A 26094-nucleotide genomic window follows, 5' to 3' on the forward strand; every position below is an offset into this window, starting at 1 on the left:
ACAGAGGGGGGTTCTTTGTTACGCTGAGCCTCCTTGAATTCCCTGACACCCCGCCGGTTCCTGCCCATCGTCGCGCTGCTCTCGGGGTGGTGCGGCATCGCCTACGAGTTGCTCTATTCGCGGCTGTTGACCACCCACCTGGGCGACATGTTCCAGGTGAACGCCGCCATCCTGACCAGCTTCCTGTTGGGCATTGGTCTGGGGGCGTGGGTGTCCCACCGGTTCGTGCGGTGGTTGTGGCTCGTCGAGCTGGGCATCGGCCTGTATGCCCTGGGTGTCGCCTGGGCGTTCGGGGGTGGATCCCAGGCGGTGATCGAGCACCTGTTGCCGGTCGTGGGACATGGCCGCTGGACGGTGGCGCTCGTCGCGTTCGCGTTCGCGTTCGCCCCCGCGCTGCTCATTGGCTTCTCGGTGCCGCTCTTCTCGGTGTACGCCCGGCACTACCTGGGCACCGCGCGCTCCTCGGACGCCTTCAACATCGTCTATTGGATCTACAACCTGGGAGGCGCCGCGTGTGTGCTGGCCATGGAGTACGGCCTGCTGCGCGCGCTGGGCGTGACGTGGACGTTGATGTTGCTGGCGACGCTCAACCTGGTGGGCGCGCTGGTCATCCGCTCGCTGGAGGCGCCACGCGAGGACGCGGAGGAGCATGAGCCCGTGCCAGTCCGGTGGGTGGCCGCGCTCTTCCTGGCCAGTGCGCTCAGCGGCCTCTACCAGCTCTTCCTGTTGAAGGTGACGGAGAGCATCTTCGGCCCCTTTCACGAGAACTTCGCCCTGGTGCTGGCGCTGGGCCTGGCGGGCATCGCGCTCGGCACCTGGTGGGCGCACCGCTGGCGGCTGCGCTTCGAGGCGCTGCTGCTGGGCGGGGCCGTGGCCGTGGGCGCGAGCGTGTTGCTGTTGCAGCCCCTCATCCATGCGTGGGGGTACCTCAACTCGGCGTTTGGCGTGACGCAGCTGCTCAGCTCCCTGTGCAAGGTGCTGGTGCTCACGGCCATGGGCCTGGTTCCGTTGACGGTCTTCGGAGCCACGGTGCCCTCGCTGCTCGGCCAGTTGTCGGGGGCGAGGACCACGGCGGGCCGAATGCTCGCGGTGTCCAGCTTCGGCAACTGCCTGGGCTACGTGCTGTCCGTCGCGGTCCTCTACGAGAACCTGTCCCTGCTCCTGCTCGCGCTGCTCTTCCCCACGGGCCTGTGGCTGCTGGCGCTGGCCGTCCGGGAGAAGGCGCCCACGCCTCGCCTCGTGCCGCGGCTGCTCCCCGTGCCCCTGGTGGTGCTCGCCGCGTGGACATGGTCCGACACGCTGATGCAGTTGTCCTACCGGGACTTCGCTTCCTCCGAAGCCCTCGCGCGCACCCTGGCGGGCGTGCGGCAAACGGAATTGCTCAAGCGCTTCGACAGCGCGCTGAGCCTGGTGCGCGACGCGGACGGAGAGGACGCGGTCATCATCAACGGCTACCGCTCGTTGGTCTCCTCCCACTCGGGACGCACCAACCTGAGCGAGCTGCTCGTCGGCACCTCTCCGGCGCTCTACGTGTCCAAGCGGGAGCGGGCGATGGTCCTCGGTGTGGGCACCGGGATCACCGCGGGCGCCACCGCCAGCTTGTTCCCGCACACGGATGGGGTGGAGATCAACCCGGCCATGGCGGAGGCGCTTCCGCGCTTCTCCCCCAACAACCTCGGGCTGTTGCAGCGCCCCGGTTTCCAACTGCTCATCGACGATGGACTCACCGCGCTGGCTCGCTCCCACCAGCGCTATGACGCCATCGTCAACACCGTCACCAGCCCGCTCTACTTCTCCTCGAGCAAGCTCTACACGCGCGAGTTCTTCGAGCTGGTGAAGAGCCGCCTGGCCGACGGCGGGGTGTATTCGATGTGGTTCGACGCCCGGGTGACGCCCGAGGGCTCGCGCATCATCTTCCAGACGTTGCGCGAGAGCTTCGCGGACTGCCACTTCATCTTCCTCACCTCGGTGTACACGCAGGTGGTGTGCGGGATGAAGCCGCTCACCCCCCGCCCCCTGCCCGAGGCGGAGTGGCCCGCCGACCTGACGGCCTTGTTCGCCGCGCACCGGCTGGGCATGGACCTGAACGCCCTGTACTCGCACCTCATCCTGCGCCAGCACCAGCTCTTCGACACCGACTGGGAGGCCTCGCTCAACACCTTCGACCGGCCAGAGCTGGAGTTCATCATGGCGTCCGCCTCGCTCAGCGAGAAGTACGTCAAGCCCTGGTCTCCGCTGATGCTCGCGCGGGCGGATCTGACCGTGCCCGGCTTCTCCGGGGCGCCCCTCTCCCGCGAGGCCCTGGGGCTGCGCTGCGCCACGCTCCAGACGGTGAGCCAGTCGTTGGATCCCATGTGCCGCGAGTTGTTGTTGAAGAACCGCCAGCCGCCTCCGCTCTCCTATGTCGAGCACCTGCTGAACTGGGGTCTGGACGCCGAGGTTCCCCGGAATCGCATGGCCCTGGCGTGGAACCTGGTGGAGAACGGCCAGGTGGAGCGCGCGCTGGGGGTGCTCGAGGGGCTGGAGAAGTCCCTGAAGGGAGACCTGGGCTACGAGGCGATGCGGTGGGATCTGACGCTGCGGCTGGGCCGCCCGGTGCCGGACGAGGCGCTCGTGAGTCTCTACCGCGCGGGTCCACTCGTGCCCGACGTGCGGCGCCTCCTCGTGCGCGCCCTGGCTCAGCGGGGCCTGGACGCACAGGCCTATTCCCACCTGGATTTCCTCAAGCGGTTGGGGCCGCTGAGCCCCGAGGAGCAGGCGCTGCGCGAGTCGTTGCGCCGGAAGCTGGCGGGAGGAGAGACGCCGTGAGTGGCAGCCTGAACCGTGCATGGTGGGGGTTGAAGGGGGCGACGGTGCTGTCGGGCGCCGCCGCGCTGATCGCCGAGACGCTGTGGATCCGCTCGCTGTCCAACATGGTGGGCTCCACGGTGGAGGCGGCGTCGACCATCTTCGCGGCCTTCATGGTGGGCCTGGCGCTTGGCGCGTGGCTGGCCGGACGCAAGGCGGATGGGCTGCGCCAGCCGCTGCGCGCGTATGCCCTGGTGGAGGTGGCCATCGCGCTCACCGCGGGCGTGGCGGGCCTGCTGCTCTTCCTGGGGCGCGACACGCTCATCCTCGGCGGGGACACACAGGGCGTGGCGCGCGTGGCGCTCATGTTCTTCTTCGTGCTCGCGCTGGTGCTCCTGCCCACGCTGCTGATGGGGGCCACGTTCCCGCTGATGGTGGCGGCGGCGCGGCGAGCGGGACTTCCGGTGCGCGGCGTGAATGTCCTCTACGCGCTCAACACGCTGGGGGCCTCGCTGGGCACCATCGCCTGTGGCTTCGCGATGATTCCGCTCCTGGGCGTGCGCGGCTCGGTGGGGGCGGGAGCCCTGCTCAACGTGCTCGCGGCCGTGTGCTGCCTTCCGGCGCTGCTCCAGCGCGCCCCGGCCGAGTCCGTCACCGCCTCCGAGAGCGAGCCTGCTCCAGCCGCCGTGCCCGCGTCCGAGCCGGTGGCCTCCCTGCCGCAGTGGCTGCTGCTGACGGTGGCGGCGGCCAGTGGCTTGTTGACGTTGGGCACGGAGGTGGCGTGGACGCGCCTGGCGAGCTACTTCCTGGGCAACCGCGCCTATGCCTTCAGCACCCTGATGGCGTGTGTCCTCATCGCCCTAGCGGGTGGCTCATGGCTGGCCGAGCGGTTGATGCGGCGCTTTGGCCATCGCCTGCCGGAGCTGGTGGGCGGGGTGCTGGCCGCCTCGGCGGGCCTCATGGTGGCCAGCTCGGCCATGGTGGAGTGGTGGATCCACCACCAGACGGAGGTCGAGCGCTCGCTGCCTCCGGGCGGCGGGGTGTTCTTCCTCGCGCGCATCTTCCAGGTGTTGGTGCTCCTGGCGCCGATGATGTTGTCCCTGGGCTGCCTGTTTCCGCTGAGCCTCACGGCTTCCCGCCTCACCCAGGAGCGTTCGGGCCTGGCGGCGGGCCTGTTCTACCTGGTGAACACGGTGGGCTCGGTGGCGGGCTCGCTGCTCATGGGCTTCTGGTTGCTGCCCTCCGCGGGGGTGTACCGGAGCATGGGCTCCCTGGTGGCCGTGGCGTGCGGGGTGGCCGCCGGCGTCTTCCTGCTCGGGGTGCGCGAGCGCCTTCCGAAGTTGGTGGGCCTGGGCGTGGCGACGCTCGTGCTCGCGCTCATCCCGCTGTCGACGCCCGAGGAGCTCGTCACCGTCGCGTCGTACGAGAAGCTGCTCTACCGCGACGAGGATCGCTATGGCGTGTTCCAGGTGAATGCCCTGCCCAACGGCATGCTCAACGTCACCAACAACAACACCCGGCTCGTCCACTACCTGGGAGCGCCGAGCACCTCGTACGTGCAGCAGATGCAGGGCCACCTGGGCATGTTCTTCCGCCCCGAGTCGAGGAAGGTGGCGGTGCTCGGCAGTGGCTACGGCATCACCGCGGGCGCGCTCGGACTGTACCCCCAGCTCGAGCGGGTGGACGCGGTGGAGATCCTCCCGGCGCTCGTGGAGATGGCCGACCTGTTCATGCCCTACAACCTGGGCTACCACCACAATCCGCGCGTGCACGTGGTGGTGGATGATGCCCGGCACTACCTCACCCGGGTGGACGAGCGCTTCGACATCGTCTCCATCAACATGTCGGATCCCCGGCTCCCCGGTGGCTCGAGCCTCTACCACTCGGACTTCTACGACATCGTGAAGCAGCACCTCACGCCGGGGGGGCTCGTCCTGCAGCACGTCTTCGGCACGGAGATCCGGTTGGTGCTCACGACGATGAAGCACTCGTTCAAGTACGTGAGGCTGTTTCCCACGTACCAGAATGGCTACAACGTGCTCGCCTCGGACGAACCGCTCGAGGCGGACCCGGCGAAGATCGATGCGCTGACGGAGCATCCTCCCGTCCAGCAGGCGCTCCGGGAGATCGGGTTGCTCGAGCCCCTGAGCGCGAGCAAGGTCTTCTCCAAGGGCCTGACTCCGGAGGAGCTCCCCCGGCTCTTCAACGATCCGAGGATCGCGACGGACGACTTCCCGGTGTTGGAGTACTCGTCGCGAGGCGGGATCGCGGGGATGTTCTTCAGCAACGAGTGAGGTGTCACACAGAAGTGGATTGCATCTGGCCGCGGGACGGGCTCCCCTGAGGATTGTCCGGAATATCCCGGAGCCTCGCTTTTCCTGGAGTCGCCATGCACATCCCCTGTCGCCTGTCCGCGTTGATCCTCCTGAGCACGTCCCTCCTGGGTCTGGGCTGTGAAGTCGCGCCGCGGCAAGACCCATTGCTGGCGACCGAGGTGGTGCCGGAGCTGGCCGAGGTGAAGCAGGGCGCGGTGGGAGACACGTTGCTGCGGTGTGAGCAGCCGCAGGACGGCTCGTATCTGGAGGTCGTGCAGACGGCCACCGGCTACGAGGCCGCGCATGTGTCCGAGGACTACGATCCGTGGGATTGCCGCTGCACCTATGAGAAGCGGGTGGTGCTGGGTCAGTACACGCAGTGCCGCAAGTCCACGGTGGATCCTCGCATCCTCAACTGCTACCGCGTGGAGCCGGGGGGGACGACGGGCAAGGTGGTGCTCTCCACCACGCGCGTGGTGAAGACGCAGATGGTGATTGGGAGCAGCCAGACGGTGTCCTATAGCGAGCTGAGCATCGCGGCCATCAACCAGGATCCTGGCCAGACGCCTCGCAAGGACTTCAACTACGGCCTGAGCGATTGCCAGTAAGCCGCTGACTGGTTCGGGGTCTCCTGGGGGCTCAGACGCGGTGCACGGAGATCATGTTGGTGCCGCCCGGCTCGTTCAGGGGAACCCCCGCGACGATCACCACGGGGCTGCCGGCGGCGCAGTAGCTCTCTTCCCGGCACAACCGCCGCACCTGCTTGAGCATGGCATCCGTGGATTGCAGCCGGCCCACCTGCCGCGCCGTCACCCCCCAGTAGAGCGCCATCCGGTTGACGGTCTCCGCGTTGGGGGTCAGCGCGATGATCCGAGCGTCCGGCCGGAACTCGGAGATGAGCCGCGCGGTGTGCCCCCGCTCCGTGTACGCGACGATGGTGCCGATGCCCATCTGGCGGGCCGCCGCCACCGCCGCCGCGGCCACGCCCGTGGAGATGTCGTCCCGGGCCTCGTCGAAGGGCGCCTCCGTCACCACCGGCATCGTGCCCCCCTCGGTCTCCTCCACGATTCGCGCCATGGTGGCCGCCGCTTGGACCGGGTATTTGCCCGCGGCGGTCTCGCCCGAGAGCATCACCGCGTCCGCGCCATCGAGGATGGCGTTGGCCACGTCCGAGACCTCGGCGCGCGTGGGCCTCGCGTTGTTCACCATGCTCTCGAGCATCTCCGTGGCCACGATGGTCAGGCCGCCCAGCCGGTTCACCACGCGCACCATGTGCTTCTGCATCCCGGGCAGCTTCTCCAGCGGCATCTCCACGCCCAGGTCTCCGCGCGCCACCATGATGCCGTCCGCCGCGCGCGCGATGGCCTCCAGGTTTTCCACCGCCTGGGGCTTCTCGATCTTCGCGATGAGGGGCGTGTGGCTCGCCACGAGCTTGCGGGCCCGCTCGATGTCCTTCGCCGTGCGCACGAAGCTCAGCGCCACGTAGTCCACGCCCAGCTCCTGGCCGAACGCCAGATCCTCCTCGTCCTTGCGGGTCACCGTGGGCACGGACACGTGTGCTCCCGGCAGGTTGAGGCCCTTGTGATCCTTGAGGACTCCGCCCTGTTCCACGGTGCAGGTGACGTCCCGGTCCTCTACCCGCTCCACCCGCAGCCGCACCCGGCCGTCATCGAGCAGGATGGGGTCGCCGGGCTTCACGTCGCGGGGAAGGGAGCGCACGGGCGTGGGGATGAGCGGCCCCTGACCCAGGACATTGCGCGTCGTCACGATCACCTGCTCGCCCGCCTTCACCTCGGTGAGGCCCCCGGCGAACCGACCCAGGCGGATTTTCGGACCCTGGACGTCCTGGAGGAGGGCCACGGGCATGCCGAGCCGGCGCGAGGCCAGGCGGATACGATTCACCCGTTGGCGGTGCTCCTCGTGGGTACCGTGCGAGAAGTTGAGCCGGGCCACGTTCATGCCCGCGCGGATGAGGGCCTCGATGACCTGGGCGGAATCCGAGGCTGGCCCCAGGGTGCAGATGATCTTCGCCTTTCGCATGGCGCCCATCCTAGGGTCGGGGGGGCACCTTGACAGTTTCACGGCCTCGGGAATACTTGGCGGCGACACGCGGGCGAAAGCAACGTCGTCGGCGCGGTGGTATTTCTCCGTATTTCTCGAGGTTTTCCTCGCTCGTTGCGAGAAAGCCCGGCGCTCCGGGAGGGGGGGCCGGGCTTTCGCTTTTCCAGGCCGTGACGCCGGATCAGAGGCGGATTTCTCCCGTGCGCTCCGGCGTCAACTTCGGGCCGAGTCCGGTGGGCGGCACGTCCTCGTGCGGCGACGGGGCGTGGAAGCGCGGCTTGCCCATGCCGGCGTCACCACCGCCTCCCACGCCAGGGCCTTCCTCGCCGCGCAGGGAGTCGATCTCCTCGCGGCTGATGCCGGCCTCGTCCAGCACCTTGCGCGTCACCCGGATGCGCGCCTGGCCATCCAGCGCCATGGCGATGGAGTCCGAGGGCCGTGCGCTCAGGGTCATCTGACGCTTGCCCTGCTTCAGGAAGATGCGGCCCACGTAGATGTCGTCGCGCAGGTCATCGATGCGCACTTCGGTCACCTTGGCGCCCAGTTCCGTCACCATGGAGCCGAGCAGATCCTGGGAGAGGGGCTGGGGTGAGCGCAGGTGCGCGAGCCGGAAGGCGATGGCCACCGCGGCGGACTCGTCCACGAAGATGGGCAGCACCATCTGGCCGTCCTGGGTGCTGAGCACCACCGCGTGGGTCTTGGCCTCCACGAGGGGGATGACGTCCCGGACCTCGAGCTCCACCAGTTCCTTGCAGGAGGCGGCGCTGGCGCCTTGCTTGGGTGAGCACGCCTCGCTGGCCGGAGCGGAATCGCCGGGCGCGGGTCCTGGACCGAATCCCGGCAGCAGGAGAGCGCCCAGGGCAAGCAGCGCGACGGACAGCGGTCCAACGAGGAACGTGGCGGCGGGAATGGGCGTTTTCACCCTGCAAACGTGTACATGTGCGCGGGGCTCGGGAGGGGCGGGAGACATGCCCGCCTGCCCTCCTGCCTTTCGCTCACACGCCGTCCACCGCCGGGTACGACACGGGTAGACAGGCGGGCGTCAGCGCTCGCTCTCGTCCTCGTCGTAGTCCTCGTCGTCGGACTCCTCGTCTTCGTCCTCGTCGAAGTCGAGTTCCTCGTCGTCGGACTCCTCGTCATCGTCCTCGTCGAGTTCGTCCTCCAGCTCCTCGCTCTCCAGGGTAAGCGTGACGCTGAAGCGCTTGCCGAGCGCGGCAATCTGGGTCCGCAGCTCGTTGAGCGCCGCGACGAAATCTTCCTGGAGGTTGCTGGGAGCCTTCTGGTCGCAGTGAGGACAGACCAGCTTCTCGGTGCCCTCGATGAGATCCTGGGCGGCCAGCTCGAAGGTGCTCTCGCACTTCTGGCAAATGAAATCGATCGACATGTGCGACGCGCGGAATATCCACGGCTCCGGTGGCTGTCAACGGCCGAGGCACGGGTGTTTCCGGATTCCTCGCGCGCGAAACCCCGTGAGCGTCCGGTCCTCGAAAAACCGAGAGGGCCGAAGTGGAAAAGCGCTCGGGCTTTTCCTCCTCGACCCTCGGGTGTCATGCCACTCCCGGTGAGGGGAGGGCGAGCGCTACTTCTGGTTGCGCTCGTTCATGGGGACGTAGTCCCGGCGCTTGGCGCCCGTGTACACCTGACGCGGACGGGCGATCTTCTGCTCGGGATCCTTCACCATCTCCTCCCACTGCGTCACCCAGCCCACGGTGCGCGGAATGGCGAAGAGGACGGGGAACATCTCCACGGGGAAGCCCATGGCCTCGTAGATGAGGCCCGAGTAGAAGTCGACGTTCGGGTAGAGCTTGCGCTTGACGAAGTACTCGTCCTGCAGCGCGATGCGCTCGAGCTCCACGGCGATCTCCAGCAGGGGGTTCTTGCCGGTGATCTCGAAGACCTCGTCCGCCACGCGCTTGATGACCTTGGCGCGCGGATCGTAGGACTTGTAGACGCGGTGGCCGAAGCCCATGAGCTTGGAGCCGCCCTCGCCGCCCTTCACCTGCTTGATGAAGTCCGGCACCTTGGAGACGTGGCCGATCTCCCGGAGCATGCGCAGCACGGCCTCGTTGGCGCCGCCGTGCAGCGGGCCGTAGAGCGCCGCGATGCCCGAGGCGACGGCCGAGAAGGGATCCACCTCGGAGGAGCCCACGGTGCGCACGGACGTGGTGGAGCAGTTCTGCTCGTGGTCCACGTGCAGGATGAAGAGGATGTCGAGCGCCCGCTCCAGGGTCGGGTGGACCTTGTAGGTGGTGGTGCCGATCTTGCGGACCATGGCCAGGAAGTTGCCCACGTAGGACAGGTCATTGTCCGGGTAGACGTAGGGCAGGCCCATGCTGTGGCGGTAGGAGAAGGCGGCCAGCGTCGGCATCTTGGCGATGAGCCGGGTCATCTGGATGCGGCGGCTGCGCTCGTCCTTGGTGTGCTTGGCGTCGGGGTAGAAGCCCGAGAGCGCCGCCACCGTGGAGGACAGCATGGACATGGGGTGCGCGTCGTAGCGGAACCCGTCCATGAACGTCTTGATGTTCTCGTGCACGTACGTGTGGTGCGTGACGAGGTAGCGGAACTCCTCGAGCTGCTTCTCGTTGGGCAGCTCCCCGTTGAGCAGCAGGTAGGCTACTTCGAGGAACGAGGAGCGCTCGGCGAGCTGCTCGATGGGATAGCCCCGGTACTCCAAGATGCCCTTGTCACCGTCGATGAAGGTGATGGCGCTCTTGCAGTTGGCCGTGTTCAGGAACGCGGGGTCATACCCCATCAGACCGAAGTCCTCATCGGAGGCCTTGATCTGCCGGAGGCTGTTGGTCCGAATACAACCGTTCTCGATGGGGACCTCGTACGTCTTCCCCGTACGGTTGTCCGTGATGGTCAGCGTGTCCTTGGGCATGCAGGGACTTTTCACAGGCGGCGGAGCGCTTTCAACAAAAAAGAACCACGCCCGGAGAGGCCGCGTCTCCCTCCGGGCACACTCGTTGTCAGGTGAGGCGGACTCCCGTGCGCTCCAGCTGGCGCCAGAAGCCGGGAAAGCTCTTTTCCACGCACTCGGGTCCGGTGAGCGTGAGCGGCACGCCCGAGAGCACCGAGAGGGTCGCCGCCACCATGGCCTGGCGGTGATCTCCCCGGCTGTCCATGGCGAAGTGCGTGGGGCGCGAGGCGGGGGGGTGGAGAGTGAGCGTCTCGCCCTCCAGGGCCGTCTTCCCGCCAAAAGCGTCCACCAGTGTGCGGATGCCCTCCAGCCGATCACTCTCCTTGAGGCGCAGGATGCCCACATCGTGGAGGGTGGAAGTGCCAGGAAGCACACAGGCGAGCGCCGCCAGGGTGGGCAGCAGATCCGGACACTCGGTGCCCGAGGCCACCAGGCCGCCCCGGGCCTCGCCCGTCAGACGCAGGGTGTTGCCGAGGCCGACCTGGGAGCGCAAGCCGACCTGCTCCACCAGCCGCACCAGGGCTTGATCCGGGTGGGCGCTGGCGAGATCCGCCCGCTCCACGCTTCCCCCGGTGTGCCAGGCGATGAGCAGCAGATAGCCCAGGGAGGACCAGTCGCCCGGCATCGCGGGAGCGCGCTCGGGGGCTCGGTAGTCGGCCACCTCGAAGTGTCCCTCCCGCTCGTGCACCGTGAAGCCGAAGCGGCGCAGCCAGGACACGGTCAGCTCCAGGTAGCCCGCGCTGGTGAGGGGGCCGATGATCTCCACGCGCCAGGCGCGGCGCTCGCGCAGGAACAGGGCCGCGCAGCCGAGCAGCAGGCTGGAGGCGTACTGGCTGCTCTGGGCTCCGGGGACCCGGAAGACGGGCTCCCGCTCCAAGGTGGAGAGGGGCGCGCGCAGCTCCACGGGCCAGGGGTGTCCCTCGGTGAGCTGGAGCCCGGCGGGGCCCAGCGCCTCGCGCAGGCTCTCGAAGAGCGGACCATGGGGGCGCTCCCCGAGCCGGGGCGTGCCCGTGAGGCGCACGTGGGCGCCGGGCGTCACCGCGGACTGGGTGACGAGGATGCGGAAGGGGGCTCCGCCATCCGCGCAATCCACGTCCCGGGTGGGGCCGGGTGGCAGGCGCAGCGCCTCGATGCCCCGGCGCATCACGCGCACGTCCGCGGGGAGGAATTCCTCGGGCTCGTTCTGGAGGTCCGGCAGCGGCCAGGCGCCCGTGAGGTGCGCGAGCACCAGCGCCCGCTGCGCGTCCGATTTGGAAATGGGGGGCGTGAGGACCGAGGGGACGAGGTGGCTCGGATCGACATGCAACTGGGTGGTGGACGTCGTCATGGGCGGACTCCCTGGGTCCAGGCGGGCCACAGCGCGCGCCATTGGGGGGCGGTGACGTCGCGGATCTCGGCGACGCCAATGTCGGTGAGCAGCACCATGCGCAGCTCTCCGCCCGCGCCTGTCTTCTTGTCCGCGGCCAGCAGCACCTGGATGTCCTTGAGCGCCGCGCGGCCGAGCAGTTGCGCCGTCCGCTCCCGGCCGAGCACGCCCGGCCCCTTCTGCAGCGCCGCCTCCACCCGCTCGGCCACGTTCGGGGGCGTCACGCCGAGGGCGCGTCCCACATCGAGCGCGCACAGCATGCCCAGGCCCACCGCGTCGCCGTGCGACAGCTTGAAGTGCGACACGCTCTCCAGCACGTGCCCGAAGGTGTGGCCGAAGTTGAGCACCCGCCGCAGGCCCTGCTGCTCGTACGGGTCCTGCGCGCACACGGACTCCTTGAGGCGGCGCGCGTCCTTCACCAGCCGCTCGAGCGCGGGCGCCCGGCGCGTGTAGGCCTGGAAGAGCTCCGCGTCGAGGCTCGCCACCATCTTCCAGGCTTCCAGCGCGCCCTCGCGCCGCTGCGTGTCCGACAGGCTCGCGAAGAGCTCCGGACACAGCCACGTCTCCTCGGCGTAGTGGAAGACGCCCACGGGGTTCTTCACCACGCGGCCGCGCACGGTGACATCCACCGCGCCCTTGCCGCCCAGGCTGCTGTCCACCGCCGCGAGCAGCGTGGTGGGCACCTGCACGAGCCGCACGCCGCGCTTGAGCAGGTGCGCGGCCATGGTGGAGACGTCACCGATGGTGCCTCCGCCCATGGCCACGAGCGTGCCCGAGCGCGGCAGCGTGAGCCCCGCGGAGAGCACCTGTTCCAGGGCCTCGAAGGACTTGGCCCGCTCGCCGCCGGTGAGTTGCAGCACGGCGTGGGGACGGCGTGCCTTCAAGGCCGTGAGCACGGTGGGGTGCAGCTTCGCCACCTTCCGGTCCAGGACGACGAGACTGCCCTCGGGGAGGTTCGCGCTCAGCCGCTTGAACGAGCCCCACTGATCATTCGAATGGCGATAGGCGCCAGGAGGAGAGGAGATCATGCCGAGTGGGGGCGGGCGTTGAGCTGGAGGATGAGATCGGCCAGGACGAGCGACACCATGGACTCGAGGACGGGGACGGCGCGGGGCATGATGCAGGGGTCATGGCGCCCGCCCTTGGCGTGCTCCGCGAGCGTGGCGGGCGGCTTGAAGAAGACGCGCAGGGCCACGGGCTCGCCGTTGGAGAGGCCGCCCTGGATGCCGCCGTAGGTGTCCTTGCGCGAGTGGAAGACCTTGCCGGGCTGCGCGATGCGCGAGAGCAGATCCGGCGGCCCCCAGACGACGCCCGTCACCGCGCCCACGCTGCCCATGGCGTGCGCGAGCAGCGCCTTCATCTTGCCGAAGATGGGCTCGCCCAGGCCCACGGGCAGGCCCTCCACGCGGATGTCGATGCAGCCTCCCAGGCTGTCTCCGTCCTCCTTGGCGGCGAGGATGCGCCGGGACATCTCCTCGCGCGCCACCGGATCCGGGCAGCGCGTGGGGTGCGCATCCACCTGGGCGCGCGTCAGGCCGGGCTCGGGAACCGCCGAGACGAGGTCTCCCACCTGGGATACCCACGCCACCGTGTTCAGCTGGGGGAAGCCCTGCGCCAGGTACGCCTCGGCGATGGTGCCTCCAATGACGCGGCAGAGCGTCTCCCGGCCGCTCGTGCGCCCACCGCCCCGGTGATCCCGGTGCTTGAAGCGCTCGCGCCACACGGCGTCCGCGTGGCCGGGACGATCCTCGCTCTTGAGCTTGTCGTAGTCCCCCGAGCGCTGGTTCGTATTGCGCACGATGGCCGCGATGGGCGTGCCGAGCGTCTTGCCCTCGAAGACGCCGGAGAGGATTTCCACCTGATCCGGCTCGGCGCGGGCGGTGGTGATGGAGGACTGGCCGGGACGGCGCCGATCGAGCGCGACCTGGATCTGCTCGGTCGTGAGCGGCACGCCGGCGGGACAGCCGTCGATGATGGAGCCGAGCGCGGGGCCGTGGCTCTCGCCGAAGGTGGTGAGGCGGAACAGGGTTCCGAGGGTATTCATGTGGAGGTCTCCCAGAGGGCCCGCTGCTTGCGGGCCTGGGCAATGAACCATGCCGCGCCGAGGAGCACGGGAGTGCCCCCTCGTTGGCGGATGTCGGTGGCGATGCGTCGTGCCGGAGCGCCGTAGGCGATCACGGCGACGCGGGCGCCCTCGAAGCGGAGGGCGTCCGGAGGAGTGATGCGGTCCGGCCAGGTCCAGATACCGGTGCCGCGCAGGGGGTCGGAAATGGCGGCGCGGCGCAGGAAGCGCGGCGTGAGGCCCTGTTCGGCCGCCACGGTACGGAGTGCGGCGCTGGCCCCTCCATCACCGAGCACGAAGAGATCCCGGGCCCCGAGCCGTTCGATCACGGCGCGTGCCCCCTCGGTGTCGGTGTTGAAGGACTCCCAATGATCGCCGCGGCGCACGAGGGTGTTGATCGCGTCGAGGGACGCGCCCGTGTGCCGGGCGAGGCGCAGCTTGAAGGGACTGGTGATGGCGAAGCCCCGGTAGTGGGGCAGGAGCGCGTCCACCACGGCTTCGATGGGCGCGTCTTCGGGCAGATCGATGCGATCGAAGGGCTGGGGGTGGATGCGGGGTGAACGGGAGTGGGCGATGGACGTGCCGAAGATGCCGAGCCGTCCGGCGTGGCGAGGGGAGGGCGCCCGGGCCTCGCGCGCGGCGTCCGCGAGCAGCCGCTGTCCCGGTGCCGCCTTCCAGTCGCCGCCCAGGGCCACGTAGTCGAGCACGTTCTGGCGGGCGAGCACCGCGCGCACGGGCAGGGCGACGTCCCCCAGGGTGAGCACCGTCACCCGGCCCTCGCCCAAGCGCTCGCGCAGCCGCGCCTGGGTCTCGAGCAGCACGGCCACCCGCTCACGCGACACCGGGCCGAGCGGCTCGACGTGCTTCACCTGGGCTCCGTCGGGCAGCGCCACGTCCCACAGGCGCAGGGCCTCCTCGGTACTCAGGGCACGCTCGGCGTGGTGCGAGGCCAGCAGTTTGCCGCTCGGGGCCGCCAGGTCTCCGGCGTGGACCACGTCCCTGTCCACCCACCGGGCGGCGGCCACCCACGCGGGGGGCAGGGGCGTGCCGCGCTCGGACACGAGCAACTCCAGGATCGCCGCCAGGGCCCGCGCATCCACCGTGCCCTCCGGGTGGAGATCCGTGCGCACTTCCAGCAGGTCCGCGCCCCGTTCGCGCACGTCGGCGGCGAAGCGCAGGGCATCGGGGCCGCGCAGCACCGGGGGAAGGGTGACGACACGGCGGGCGGCTTTCATTCCGGGCTCCGGGGAGACATGGCGCGCAGGAACTCGCCGAGGCCCACCGTGGGGACACGGCGGTGCAGCAGCGTGCGCTGTTCGTAGATGGCGCTCAGCTCCTCCTCCAACGACACGCCCGGGCGCAGCCGGGGCCGACGCGTGTCCTGCAACAGGCGCTCGCGATAGGTCTCGAAGGAGATGGGCACGAGCAGGGTGTAGCTGCCCTCGAGGGCATCGGGGTGGTGGGACAGGAAGCCGCCACCCACCGCCACGCAACTGCCCGGGGGCAGCGACAGGAAGAGGGCCCGCTCGGCCGCTCGGAAGCCTTCCGTGTCCGTGGCCACCCACTCCCGGAGCGAGCGGCCCGTGCGCTGCTCCAGCTCGATGTCCAGGTCCAATCCCGGCCGGCCGAGCAGCGCGCTCACGAGCGGCAGCAGGCGCGACTTGCCCGCCGCCCGGTGGCCGCCGATCACGACGGTGCGCGCCGCGTGCGGCGGCTCGGCGGCGGCCGGCAGGGTGAACTCCGCCCGCACGCTCGCGATGAGGCGAGGGTCCACCGCCCCGAGGATTCTTTCGATGAGTTGGTTCCGCTGCTCAGCGGACAGTCCCGGCATAGATGTAGGATGTCCCGAAGGTCAGGGGGTGGGCCACTCTTTCCTGATAGGCGCCTGTCTGATCCATCAGTGACAGGAAGCGCTCCCCCGCGGGAAAGGCGGCGGAGGTGCGGGGCAGGTACTCGTAGGCGGCCCGGTTTCCCGTCAGCAGCCCGCCGACGCGCGGCATGATGACCTTGCTGTAGAAGCGGAACAGGGCCCCGAACAAGCCCGTGGGCTGGCCGAACTCGAGCACCACCACGCGGCCCCCCGGACGCACCACCCGGGCCATCTCGCTCAGGCACTTGACCGGGTCATCCACGTTGCGGATGCCAAAGGCGATGGAGGCCACGTCGAAGCTGTTGTCCGCGAAGGGCAGGTTCATGGCGTCGGCGACCTGGAACTCCACCTGGAGCCCCTCGCGCGCGGCCTTGGCGGGCGCGTTGTCCAGCATCTCCTTGCAGAAGTCGGTGCCCACCACGCGCCCCGTGTCACCCACCCGGCGCTTGAAGACGAGCGCCAGGTCACCCGTGCCGCTCGCGCAGTCGAGCACGGCGTCCCCGGGCTTCGCGCCACTCAGGCGCACGGCCTTGCGCCGCCACCACCGGTGGATGCCGAACGACAACACCTCGTTCGTCACGTCGTAGCGCGTGGCGATGGAGGAGAACATCTGCCGCACTTCGGTGCTCATCGGGCCCCCAGGGGGGTGAAGGGTGGGAAAGGTCGCGGCTCCACGTCCAGGAGGGCGTGGGGACGGGTGCGGGACTTGAACACCTCCGCCTGGGACTCCAGGGCGACTCGGAGTGCTCGTGCCCGCGCTGGCTGTCCGCCTTGTTCCGCTGGCCCTTCGCTCACCGGCGCCTCCTGACCCATGTGGAGTTCACGTTGTTTTGAACCGTGTCATGCTTGTATAGCCAAACCCGCCGCTGGAACAACATCGAGGTTGTGGCTCCGCGCTGGGTGGTGGGAACGCATGAGGACGGCTGATGACGACACTCGGATCCACTGACGCGAGCCGTTGGGTTGCGGGGTGGAGAGCGCTGGTCGCGGCGGATCCGCTCGCGGGGGCGGAGGTGTTGGGTGAGCCGTCCGTGTACTGGGAGCGGCCGCTCGCGAGCGAGGCGGTGGCGGGCTGGGGCGAGGCGGGGATGGCCCGGGCGGAGAACGCATCGCGGGCCCAGGAGGTGTTGCGGCGGTTGTCGGCGCCGGACGCGGTGCGCTGGCTTGAGGCGCCTCCCCCTGGCATGCCGGGTCCCTGGTTCGGGGGCATGCGCTTTGGCGAGGAGGGGGGAGACGAGGCCTGGACGCCCTTTGGCTTCGGCCGTTGGACGCTGCCCGAGGTGATGGTGTGGAGGGAGGGCGGAGGTCTGGCGGTGGCGGCCTTCGCCCCCGAGGCCCCCGGAGCCGAGGACGCGGTGCGCGCGCGATTGGAGCGCGTGGCCACCTTCTTTCCCTCCAGTGTGCGAGAGCCCCGGGGCGCGGCCCGCGCGTTGCGGATGTCCTCGCCGCGGCGGGACTTCGAGGAGCGGGTGGAACGCGCGCTGGAGGCCATCCACGCGGAGCGCTTCCATAAGGTGGTGCTGGCGCGCGCGGTGGAGGTGGAGGCCGATGAGGACTTCGATCGGGTGGACATCCTCGCCCGGCTGCGCGAGCAGAATCCGCGCTGTGCCACCTTCTTCTTCCGGGCACCGGACGGGTCCGCCTTCCTGGGCGCCACGCCGGAGACGCTGTGCCGGCTGGAGGCGAGCAAGTTGGAGACGGAGGCGCTCGCCGGTTCCGCGGCCCCCCTGCGCTCCGGTGAGTTGGAGTCGAGTGACAAGGATCGCAGGGAGCACATGGCCGTGGTGCATTACATCCTCCGCGCGCTCAAGCCGCTCGCCGAGCACGTCGAGGCGGACGGGGAGCCTGGAGTGCTCGCCTTGAAGAATGTGGTGCACCTGCGCACGGGCATCCGCGCCGGGCTGCGCGAGGGGATCGGGGTGGCGGAGTTGATGGCGGCGCTTCATCCCACCCCGGCCGTGGGCGGCACTCCCCGCGAGAACGCGCTGGCCTTCATCGCCACCCATGAGGCCCTGGATCGGGGCTGGTACGCGGGACCGGTGGGGTGGGTGGGCCCCGGGCGGGCGCATCAGATGGTGGCCTTGCGCTCGGCGCGGGTGAAGGGCGCCCGGGCCCGGCTCTTCGTGGGCGCGGGCATCGTGGCGGGTTCCAGCGCGGAGTCGGAGTGGCGTGAGACGGAAATGAAAGGCCTGGCCATGTTGCGAGCACTCGGAGGAGGCCATGTCTGATGGCAACCTGAACCAGCTCTGGGCGAGAGCCCTGTTGGAGGAGCTGGTTCGTGGCGGCGCGCGGCACGCGGTGGTGTGTCCGGGCTCGCGCTCCTCCCCCCTGGCCCACGCGTGCGCGACGACCGAGGGACTTCGCGTCTGGTCCGTCATCGACGAGCGCAGCGCGGGCTTCTTCGCGTTGGGCCTGGCCAAGCAGTCGCGAGTGCCCGTGGTGCTGGTGGCCACGAGCGGCACGGCCGGCGCGCATTTCTACCCGGCCATCATCGAGGCGTCCCTGTCCCAGGTTCCGCTGGTGGTGCTCACCGCGGATCGGCCCCTGGAGTTGCAGGGGTGGGGCGCGGCGCAGACGGTGCCCCAGGCGCGCTTCTTCGGGGAGTTCGCCCGGTGGTTCGTGGACCTGGGCATCCCCGAGGCCCATGAAGGCGCGCTCCTGCACCTGCGCGCCACCGCGTCGCGCGCCATGGCCATGGCCGCGCGTGCGCCCCGGGGGGCCGTGCACCTCAACGTGCCGATGCGCGATCCGCTCTATCCCACTCCGGGCGAGCTGGAGGAGAAGCACCTGTCCGCGCTCGCCCGCGAGGGCCGGCCCGGGCGGCCCCTCACGCGCATCGTGCCCGCCGTGCGCCAGCCGGAGCCTCGCGTGCTGGAGGATATCCGCGAGCGCATCCGCGCCACCGAGCGGGGCCTCATCGTCTGTGGCCCTCGGGACGAGAACGATGGCTTCGCGGAGGCCATCACCTCGCTGGCCGAGGCCACCGGCTATCCCGTGCTGGCCGAGGCCACCTCCCAGGCGCGCTTCGGCGGAGGACCCTTCACCGTCTCGCTCTACGACGCGATGTTGCGGCACGAGGCCTTCGCCCAGGCGCACCGGCCCGAGCTCGTGTTGCGCTTCGGCGGTGGGCTCACGGCCAAGGGCCCCCAGGCCTGGCTCGACGGCTCGGGCGCGGAGATAGTGCTCTTTAGCGACGAGGGCGCGCTGTTCGATCCGACGCACCGCGCGTTGCGCGTGGTGGAGGGCTCGGCGGTGGCGGCTTGCGAGGTGCTGGGTCGGGAACTCTCGCGCGGGCTCGGCCCGTGGGCGCGCAGCTTCCTGTGGGCCGAGCAGTGGACCCGGGCGGCGTTGGAGTCGGCCTTCTCGGAGGACGCGACGCTCACGGAGATGCGCCTGGCCCATGACGTGGTGGGGGCGATGCCCGATGGGGCCAACCTCTTCGTGTCCAGCAGCATGCCCATCCGGGACGTGGACGCCTTCGCGCCCTCCACGGGCCGCAGGCTCCGGGTGTTGGCCAACCGGGGCGCCAATGGCATCGACGGCATCGTGTCGAGCGCGCTCGGCATGGCGGCCGCCTCGGGCCGGCCCACCGTGCTGCTCACCGGTGACCTGGCCATGCTGCACGACGTGGGCGGACTGCTCACGGCGCGCCGCTGCAACATCCCCTTGACGGTGGTGGTGGTGAACAACGACGGAGGCGGCATCTTCTCCTTCCTGCCCATCGCCCAGGCCGAGCAGACGCGCGCTCATTATGAGGCCCTGTGGGGCACGCCCCACGGCGTGGACTTCTCGCACGCCGCTGCGCTCTACCAGGCGCGCTACCGCCGCCCGGACTCGCCCGCGGCCCTGCGCTCGGCGGTGGTCGAGGGCCTCAAGGGGGGGTTGAACCTCATCGAGGTCCGCGTGGTCGAGCGCGAGCGGAACGTGGATTCGCACCGGCGGTTGTTCGCGAGGATGACCGCCGCATTGGGAGAGGGCCCATGGCTCTGAAGATGGCCTATGAGACGTGGGGCGAGGGAGCTCACCCCCTGCTGCTCGTGCACGGGTTCACGGGCAACCGCACGTCGTTCGATCACCTGCGCGCATTCTGGAGCCCCCATGTGCGCGTCATCGCGGTGGACCTGCCTGGCCATGGCCAGACGCCCCTGCCCACGCGCCCCGGACGCGACGGCTTCCTGGAGACCCTGGACGCGCTCTTCGGCGTGCTGGACGAGCTGAACGTGCGGCACACCCACCTGCTGGGCTACTCGCAGGGGGCGCGCTTCGCGCTGGCCGCGGCGATGCAACGCCCCGAGCGCTTCACCCGGCTCATCCTCGAGAGCGGTTCACCCGGGTTGCACCGGCGTCAGGCGCGCACGGAGCGGCGGGTGAAGGACAGCGAGCTGGCGCTCTTCCTGCGGCAGAAGGGCCTGACGGCTTTCATGGACTACTGGGAGGCGCTGCCCCTGTTCGCGGGCCTGCGCGCCATGCCGGAGGAGCAGCGCGAGGCGCTGCGGGCCCGGCGCCTGGCGAACACGGCCGAGGGCCTCGCCGGCGCGCTGGAGTGCCTGGGTCTGGGCGTTCAGCCCGACTACTGGCCGGAGCTGCAGCGCCAGCGGTTGCCCACGCTCCTGCTCACGGGCGCGCTGGACGAGAAGTTCACGCTGACGGCGCGGCGCATGGCGGAGGAACTGCCGGTGGTGTACCGCCGCACGTTCGAGGGGTGCACCCACGCCCCGCACCTGGAAGTCCCCGAGGAGTATGCCCGCGAGGTGCTCTCCTTCGTGCGCACGCCCTGGTACGACGAACCCGAATTCGAGAACGCCGCGTCCGACCCTCCCTCCCAGTCCCGGACCTCTTGAATGAACACGCTGGCTCCCGGGGTGGAGGCGCCTCGCCCCACCTTGAAGACATGGCTCATGGCCGCCCGGCCCAAGACGCTGACCGCGGCCCTGGTGCCCGTGATGGTGGGCACGGCGCTCGCCCACGGACTCGGGGTGGGGCGCTGGTTGCCCGCGCTCGCGGCGCTCGTGGGGGCCATGCTCATCCAGGTGGGCACCAACCTGACGAACGACTACTTCGACTTCAAGAAGGGCGCGGACACGGAGGAGCGCCTGGGGCCGAAGCGGGTGACGCAGAGCGGACTCATCTCCCCGGAGACGGTGCTGGCGAGCGCGCTCGCGTGCTTCGGGCTGGCGGTGCTCACGGGCATCTATCTGGTGGTGGTGGGCGGCTGGCCCATCGTGGCCATCGGGGTGGCGTCGGTGCTCGCGGGCTACGCGTACACGGGCGGCCCCTTTCCGCTGGCCTACCACGGGCTGGGCGACGTGTTCGTCTTCCTCTTCTTCGGCCTGGTGGCGGTGCCTGGCACCTTCTACGTGCAGGCGCTGACGGTGAGCCCCGCGGCCTGGGGCGCGGCGATTCCGGTGGGGGCCATTGGCACGGCGCTGCTCGTGGTGAACAACCTGCGAGATGCCTCCACGGACGTGAAGGCGGGCAAGCGGACCCTGGTGGTGCGTCTGGGCACGGCGGCGGGCAAGGCCGAGTACGTGCTGCTCCTGGCCCTGGCCTTCGCGACGCCCCTGGCGATGTGGGCCCTGGGACTGGCGAGCGCCTGGGTGTTGCTGGCGCTGTTGAGCGCGCCGCTGGCGGTGCCGCTGTTGCGTCAGGTGTTGGGCCAGCAGGGCGCGGCGCTCAACCCGGCGCTGGGGGGCACGGCACGGCTGCAACTGGTGTTCGGCGTGCTGTTCTCCGTGGGGCTGTGGCTGAGGTAGGCCCATGCGCATCGTGGAGGCGTCGCTCGAGCGGTTGCGTCTGGAGATGGTGCGGCCTCTGAGGACGGCGAGTGGCACGTACGCGGCACGCGAGGGCTTCGTGGTGTGCCTGGTGGACGAGGAGGGCCGGCGGGGGTGGGGCGAGGCGATGCCGCTGACGGAGTTCGGCACGGAGTCGCCGGAGGACTGCGAGCGGGCGTTGCGGGCCTGGCTTCCGGAGCTGAAGCGCTCGGAGGACGCGGCCCTGCCCGAGCGGCACCCCGCGGCCCGGCACGCGCTGGAGCAGGCCCGGTTGGATCTGCTGTCCCAGCGGCGGGGTGTCCCCTTGTGTCAGTGGCTGTCGTCCGAGGCGCGCGAGGCGGTTCACGTCAACGCGCTGCTGGGGGCCTCGGCTCCCGAGGCCGTGGAGGAGGAAGCGCGGCGGGCGGCGGCCGAGGGCTACGAGACCTTCAAGCTCAAGGTCGCGGGCCGCTCCTTGGACGAGGACACCGCCCGGCTGCTGGCGGTACGTGGCGCGGTGGGTGCACGAGGGCACGTGCGGATCGACGCGAATGGGGGTTGGACGGAGCCGGAGGCGTCGCGCGCGTTGGACGCGTGGGCGGGGCAGGGGCTGGAACTGTGCGAGCAGCCAGTCGAGGCCGGTGCTTTCGAGGCCCTGGGCCGGTTGAGCGCGCGGGCCCCGTGCCCTATCGCGGCGGATGAGTCCCTGGCATTGCCCGGTGCCGCCCAGAGGCTCCTCGCCGGGCCTCGGACGGTGGGCGTCCTCGTGCTCAAACCCATGGTGCTCGGGGGCTTGCTGCCCGCGTTGGCCCTGGCGCGTGAGGCGGCGCGACAGGGGCTGGAGGCGTACGTGACGAGCGCGTTGGATGGAGTCATCGCCCGCGCGGGCGCCGCGCACCTGGCGGCGGCGTTGCCGTCGGGGCGGTATGCCTCGGGGCTCGGCGTGGGTCACCTCTTCCGGGATGAACCGGACCATCCATTCCGCCCGGTGCGCGGTCGCATCGTGTTGCCGAGGACGCCGGGCCAGGGAGTCGCGTGATGAAGGAGTCGTGCCCCATTCGGGAGGGCGCTGGGAGACATCCGGAGGCCCTGGCGCTCACGTTCGCGGGTTGGAGCTGGACGTATGCGGAGCTGGATGGGGGCGTGGGCCGCTGGGTGGCGGCGCTCCGCTCCCGAGGCGTGGGGCCGGGAGATCGGGTGGTGGTGCTCTCGACGAATCACGCCGCGCTGGTCCATCTCTTCCTCGCGCTCGGGCGGCTGGGCGCGGTGATGGCGCCACTCAACGCACGGCTCACGCCCTCTGAGTTGCGGCCGCTGGCCGAGGAGGTGGCGCCCCGGCTCACGCTGGCGCTCACGCCGCTGCGCTCCCACCTGCCCGGCGCCGAGCCCCTGGAGTCCTTCGCGGACGCGGTTCACGAGGCCTCGTCCGAGTGCCCACCCCTGGAGACGGAGGCGCCGCGGGTCATCCTGTTCACCTCGGGGACGACGGGCCGGCCCAAGGGCGCGGTGCTGACGGAGGGCAACTTCCGGGCTTCCGCGCGCTGCTCCGAGGCGAACCTCGGCGCGCACCCCGCGCCGCGCTGGTTGGGCACCTTGCCGCTCTTCCACGTGGGGGGCCTGGCGATGCTCACGCGCACCGCGTACGACGGAGGCTGCCTGGTGCTGCGCGAGCGCTTCGACGCGGACGACACCAACCGGGCGCTCGACGCGGAGGGCGTCACCCATGCGAGCTTCGTGGCCACGACGCTCGAGCGGGTCCTGGACTCGCGCCGGGACCGGCCCGTACCGCCCACGTTCCGGTGTGCGTTGATTGGCGGAGGCCCCGTGCCCGCGCCGCTGCTCGCGCGGGCGAAGGCGGCGGGCATCGTGTCCCTGCAGACCTACGGACTGACGGAAACCTGCTCGCAGGCGGCCACCGAGCACCCGGGCGAGGCGGATGGGCACACCGCGGGGCGGGCCCTGCCCGGCCTGGAGGTGCGCGTGGTGGGGCCCTCGGGCGAGCCGCTGGAGGTGGGGCGGGAAGGGGACATCGAGGTGCGTGGCCCCACGGTGATGGCCGGCTACCTGAACCGGCCCGAGGCCACGCGGGAAGTTCTCCGCGACGGCTGGTTGCGCACGAAGGACCTGGGCCGGCTGGACGAGCGGGGACGGCTCACGGTGCTCGCGAGGCGCACGGATCTCATTCTCCGGGGCGGAGAGAACGTCTACCCGGCCGAGGTGGAGAAGGTCCTCGCCGACCACCCGGCGGTGCGCGAGGTGGCGGTCGTGGGCCTGCCGGACGCGCACTGGGGCGAGGTACCGGTGGCCTTCGTCGTGATGCGCGAGGGCGCGCTGTCCCAGGAGCTGTTCGGCGAGTGGTGCCGCGAGCGCCTGGCGCGCTTCAAGCTCCCTTCTCGCTTCCTGGAGATCGAGGCCTTGCCGCGCAACGCGATGGGCAAGGTGGAGCGCACGGTATTGCGCCAACGGGCACGGGACGCATGACCTCGCGGAGGTGGATTTTTCCATCCATGTTCTCCAGGGCGAGGAACCCCGCCAGGTTTTTGGAGCAGGTGGGAAGCATCTCCTAGACTCGGAGATTGACGGGAGAGAGCGACACGAGTGGATCAGGCAACCTTCAACAAGCTGCTCACGGTGGGCGTGCAGAACGGCGCTTCGGACATTCACTTCCGGCCGGGAGATCCCCCCATCTACCGGGTCAACGGCGTGCTGCGCCCTCTGAAGATGGAGAAGCTGCATCCGGACCACACCCGCCAGGTGGCGCTCCACGTCATCTCGGATCCGCTCACCAAGTCGCAGATCGACTCGGTGCAGGAGTACGACACGTCCTACGGCCTCGCGGGCGTGGCGCGCTTTCGCGTGAACCTCTACCGGCAGCGCGGCACGCTCGCGTGCATCCTGCGCATCATCCCGGACGAGATTCCCACCATCGATGGACTGGGCCTGCCGCAGGTGCTCAAGACGATCGCCAGCAATGATCGCGGGCTCGTGCTGGTGACGGGGGCCACGGGTTCGGGCAAGAGCTCCACGCTCGCGGCGATGATCGATCACATCAACCGCACGGAGAACCTGCACATCCTCACCATCGAGGACCCGATCGAGTTCATCTACAAGAACGTGAAGTCCTCCATCTCCCAGCGGGAAATCGGCCCGGACACGGAGAACTTCGCCATCGCGCTGCGCGCCGCGCTGCGTCAGGACCCGGACGTCATCCTGGTGGGCGAGATGCGTGACACGGAGACGATCGACATCGCGCTCAAGGCCTCGGAGACGGGCCACCTGGTGTTCTCCACGGTGCACACGACGGACGCCTCGCGGACCATCAACCGGCTGATCTCCGTCTTCCCGGCCGAGGAGCAGGCCATGGTGCGCATGCGCCTGGCGGACAGCCTCAAGGCCACCATCTCCCAGCGGCTGTTGCCCAAGGCGGATGGCAAGAGCCGCACGGTGGCGTTGGAGATCATGGTCCAGACCAAGTCGGTGGAGGAGTACATCCGCGACGATCGCGCCAACGAACTCAAGGATGTCATCGAGAAGGGCCGCGACATGTTCGGCACGCAGTCCTTCGATCAGCACCTGAGCCAGCTCTACCGCGAGGGCATCATCACGCTGGAGACGGCGCAGAGCGCGGCCAGCAACCCGGCGGACTTCCAGCGCGCGCTCGAGTTCGAGTGAGCGGCTACGTCCAGAGGATGGAGTAGGTGCAGCTCTCGCTGCCATGGGCCCGGCACCGCAGGGGCTCCAGGTGGGTGATCGAGGCCGAGGGCTCGTAGCGCTGGGCCAACGCGAGGAGCAGTCCCTCGTCGAAGCTGCACGAGTAGGGGCTGGTGCATTGGCTGAGGATCTGCTTCTGCCCGGGAATGCTCCGGGACCGGAAGTGGCCGATGCCCTCCCGCATGACGCCCGTCTCGGGGCAGTACAGGGCCCGCCCGTTGAGGCCGTGGTTCATGTGGTACGCCACGTCCAGGGCGTCGAACGCGGAGTGGATGTCGACGACGGTGGAGGGAAAGCGGGCGATCGTCGGGATGTGAGACGCCGACTGCCGCACGGCCACCTCGCCGAAATCCCTCTGGACGCGTGCGATGACCCGGAGATTGGCCACGAGCGGGTACCAGGCCTCTGGATCGAACTGGACCAGTCCATCGGGGCCCGCGGTGCCCAGGTTCTCCTCGAGCATGAACCTGTTGGCGAGCAACCAGAACGAGCCGAGCCCCAGGATGAGATGCCGCAAGTTCTGTCCGATCACCTGGTAGTCGGCGTAGGCGTCGAGGGAGCGCATGGATGCCTTTGGCTCTCCTAGCGGGCGAGGGTGAAGCAGGACTCGCGGTCTCCGCGTGTCCCGGTCCAGGGGTGAAATGGGGCGTGCGGGGGCGGAGGCGGGATGCTCAGAGTGTAGATCTTCATCAAGGGGCTCCAACGAAAGGCGGGAGGACCTGGATTCACCCACGAGCGATGGGTGGATGCCAACAGGGGGGGATGGACGAATGGGCGCGGTGAAATACACTTGGTGCCGACGGGAGTGGAGCGCACACAGGAGCTAGGGATGCCGATCGAGCATGAAAGACGCCGCTTCCGGCGCTACCCCTTGAGGCTGCGGGCCCGGATTCGCCACGACACGCAAGAGGTCGACGCGGATGTGCTCAATGCCTCCGTGGGGGGCTGCCTCCTGGTGGCGCATCTGAACGTGAGCGCGGGAGACACGATCGAGGTGAGCATCCCGGATCTCCAGGTGCCGCCCACCTCCGTGTGCGTGGTGCGTTGCGCGCCCACGGAAGGAGGCTTCCTCATCGCGACCTGTTTCGAGACGGCGATCGCCGACGAGCCCGCGCTCGCTCTTGCTTCCTCCACCCCAACGCCTTCGCGCGTCAGTTAGCGCGCAAGGGGAGCACGGCATACCGCCCACCCGAATCCTTCCCAACGAGTGGGCCGCGCTCCTCGCCTTCGCGGCCGCAGCGTTTCACCT

The 26094-nt window shown here is 69.7% G+C and carries 22 protein-coding genes; 11 read left to right on the forward strand and 11 right to left on the reverse strand.

Annotation, left to right across the window (positions count from 1 at the left end):
* Positions 1-33: 33 nt before the first annotated feature.
* From MEBOL_RS34510 to MEBOL_RS34520, 3 genes are all read left to right on the forward strand, one after another.
* Entirely contained in the window at positions 34-2808 is a 2775-nt protein-coding gene (locus MEBOL_RS34510; RefSeq protein WP_095981405.1) for a spermine/spermidine synthase domain-containing protein, read from the forward strand.
* Complete coding sequence (locus MEBOL_RS34515) at positions 2805-5081, forward strand: fused MFS/spermidine synthase (RefSeq protein ID WP_095981406.1); 2277 nt, start codon at positions 2805-2807, stop codon at positions 5079-5081. Before MEBOL_RS34510 ends, MEBOL_RS34515 begins: the two co-directional genes overlap by 4 nt.
* 95 nt (positions 5082-5176) lie before the next feature.
* Positions 5177-5710: a hypothetical protein gene (locus MEBOL_RS34520; RefSeq protein ID WP_095981407.1), complete on the forward strand. Its 534-nt coding sequence runs from the start codon at positions 5177-5179 to the stop codon at positions 5708-5710.
* 31 nt (positions 5711-5741) lie between these two features.
* On the opposite strand, the gene pyk is transcribed toward MEBOL_RS34520, so the two are convergent.
* The 10 genes from pyk to ubiE all read right to left on the reverse strand — a co-directional run bounded on the left by pyk (position 5742) and on the right by ubiE (position 16012).
* On the reverse strand, positions 5742-7142 hold the full coding sequence (gene pyk / locus MEBOL_RS34525) for a pyruvate kinase (protein ID WP_095983182.1): 1401 nt from the start codon (positions 7140-7142) through the stop codon (positions 5742-5744).
* 202 nt (positions 7143-7344) lie between these two features.
* Positions 7345-8085: a bifunctional nuclease family protein gene (locus tag MEBOL_RS34530; RefSeq protein ID WP_179956341.1), complete on the reverse strand. Its 741-nt coding sequence runs from the start codon at positions 8083-8085 to the stop codon at positions 7345-7347.
* A 120-nt stretch (positions 8086-8205) separates the two neighbouring features.
* The gene (locus MEBOL_RS42040; protein WP_170115412.1) at positions 8206-8547 is read right to left on the reverse strand and encodes a hypothetical protein; all 342 of its coding nucleotides are present in this window, start codon (positions 8545-8547) and stop codon (positions 8206-8208) included.
* A 195-nt stretch (positions 8548-8742) separates the two neighbouring features.
* Entirely contained in the window at positions 8743-10044 is a 1302-nt protein-coding gene (locus MEBOL_RS34540; protein WP_095981408.1) for a citrate synthase, read from the reverse strand.
* Positions 10045-10132: 88 nt separating this feature from the next.
* Positions 10133-11410, reverse strand: coding sequence for a 3-phosphoshikimate 1-carboxyvinyltransferase (locus tag MEBOL_RS34545; protein WP_179956342.1), 1278 nt, complete (start codon positions 11408-11410; stop codon positions 10133-10135).
* Complete coding sequence (locus MEBOL_RS34550) at positions 11407-12477, reverse strand: 3-dehydroquinate synthase (RefSeq protein ID WP_095981409.1); 1071 nt, start codon at positions 12475-12477, stop codon at positions 11407-11409. The genes MEBOL_RS34545 and MEBOL_RS34550 overlap by 4 nt, the downstream gene beginning before the upstream one ends.
* Complete coding sequence (gene aroC, locus MEBOL_RS34555; protein WP_095981410.1) at positions 12474-13493, reverse strand: chorismate synthase; 1020 nt, start codon at positions 13491-13493, stop codon at positions 12474-12476. Before aroC ends, MEBOL_RS34550 begins: the two co-directional genes overlap by 4 nt.
* Positions 13490-14746: a shikimate dehydrogenase gene (locus tag MEBOL_RS34560; protein ID WP_095981411.1), complete on the reverse strand. Its 1257-nt coding sequence runs from the start codon at positions 14744-14746 to the stop codon at positions 13490-13492. The genes aroC and MEBOL_RS34560 overlap by 4 nt, the downstream gene beginning before the upstream one ends.
* Positions 14743-15285, reverse strand: a complete 543-nt coding sequence (locus MEBOL_RS34565) for a shikimate kinase (RefSeq protein WP_245919118.1) — start codon at positions 15283-15285, stop codon at positions 14743-14745. Before MEBOL_RS34565 ends, MEBOL_RS34560 begins: the two co-directional genes overlap by 4 nt.
* A 37-nt stretch (positions 15286-15322) precedes the next feature.
* A complete protein-coding gene (gene ubiE, locus MEBOL_RS34570; RefSeq protein WP_095981413.1) occupies positions 15323-16012 on the reverse strand; it encodes a bifunctional demethylmenaquinone methyltransferase/2-methoxy-6-polyprenyl-1,4-benzoquinol methylase UbiE in 690 nt (229 codons plus the stop codon).
* Between the two features lie 295 nt (positions 16013-16307).
* Here ubiE and MEBOL_RS34575 point away from each other — a divergent pair, with 295 nt between their 5' ends.
* The 7 genes from MEBOL_RS34575 to MEBOL_RS34605 all read left to right on the forward strand — a co-directional run bounded on the left by MEBOL_RS34575 (position 16308) and on the right by MEBOL_RS34605 (position 24806).
* Entirely contained in the window at positions 16308-17609 is a 1302-nt protein-coding gene (locus MEBOL_RS34575) for an isochorismate synthase (RefSeq protein WP_095981414.1), read from the forward strand.
* Complete coding sequence (gene menD, locus MEBOL_RS34580; protein ID WP_095981415.1) at positions 17602-19371, forward strand: 2-succinyl-5-enolpyruvyl-6-hydroxy-3-cyclohexene-1-carboxylic-acid synthase; 1770 nt, start codon at positions 17602-17604, stop codon at positions 19369-19371. The genes MEBOL_RS34575 and menD overlap by 8 nt, the downstream gene beginning before the upstream one ends.
* On the forward strand, positions 19362-20222 hold the full coding sequence (gene menH / locus MEBOL_RS34585; protein ID WP_095981416.1) for a 2-succinyl-6-hydroxy-2,4-cyclohexadiene-1-carboxylate synthase: 861 nt from the start codon (positions 19362-19364) through the stop codon (positions 20220-20222). Before menD ends, menH begins: the two co-directional genes overlap by 10 nt.
* Positions 20223-21134 (forward strand): 1,4-dihydroxy-2-naphthoate polyprenyltransferase, encoded by a 912-nt coding sequence (locus MEBOL_RS34590; protein WP_095981417.1) that lies wholly within the window; start codon positions 20223-20225, stop codon positions 21132-21134.
* Between the two features lie 4 nt (positions 21135-21138).
* Entirely contained in the window at positions 21139-22173 is a 1035-nt protein-coding gene (menC, locus tag MEBOL_RS34595) for an o-succinylbenzoate synthase (protein WP_095981418.1), read from the forward strand.
* A complete protein-coding gene (gene menE / locus MEBOL_RS34600) occupies positions 22173-23615 on the forward strand; it encodes an o-succinylbenzoate--CoA ligase (protein WP_095981419.1) in 1443 nt (480 codons plus the stop codon). Before menC ends, menE begins: the two co-directional genes overlap by 1 nt.
* Before the next feature lie 117 nt (positions 23616-23732).
* Entirely contained in the window at positions 23733-24806 is a 1074-nt protein-coding gene (locus tag MEBOL_RS34605; protein ID WP_095981420.1) for a type IV pilus twitching motility protein PilT, read from the forward strand.
* A 4-nt stretch (positions 24807-24810) separates the two neighbouring features.
* Here MEBOL_RS34605 and MEBOL_RS34610 read toward each other — a convergent pair whose 3' ends face one another.
* The gene (locus tag MEBOL_RS34610) at positions 24811-25410 is read right to left on the reverse strand and encodes a hypothetical protein (RefSeq protein WP_095981421.1); all 600 of its coding nucleotides are present in this window, start codon (positions 25408-25410) and stop codon (positions 24811-24813) included.
* A 264-nt stretch (positions 25411-25674) separates the two neighbouring features.
* Between MEBOL_RS34610 and MEBOL_RS34615 the strand changes: the two genes are divergently transcribed.
* The gene (locus tag MEBOL_RS34615) at positions 25675-26004 is read left to right on the forward strand and encodes a PilZ domain-containing protein (protein ID WP_095981422.1); all 330 of its coding nucleotides are present in this window, start codon (positions 25675-25677) and stop codon (positions 26002-26004) included.
* The last annotated feature ends 90 nt before the right edge of the window (positions 26005-26094 follow it).

Origin of the sequence: Melittangium boletus DSM 14713 (assembly GCF_002305855.1) — a bacterium.
In the GTDB taxonomy this organism is placed as follows: Bacteria; Myxococcota; Myxococcia; order Myxococcales; family Myxococcaceae; genus Cystobacter; species Cystobacter boletus.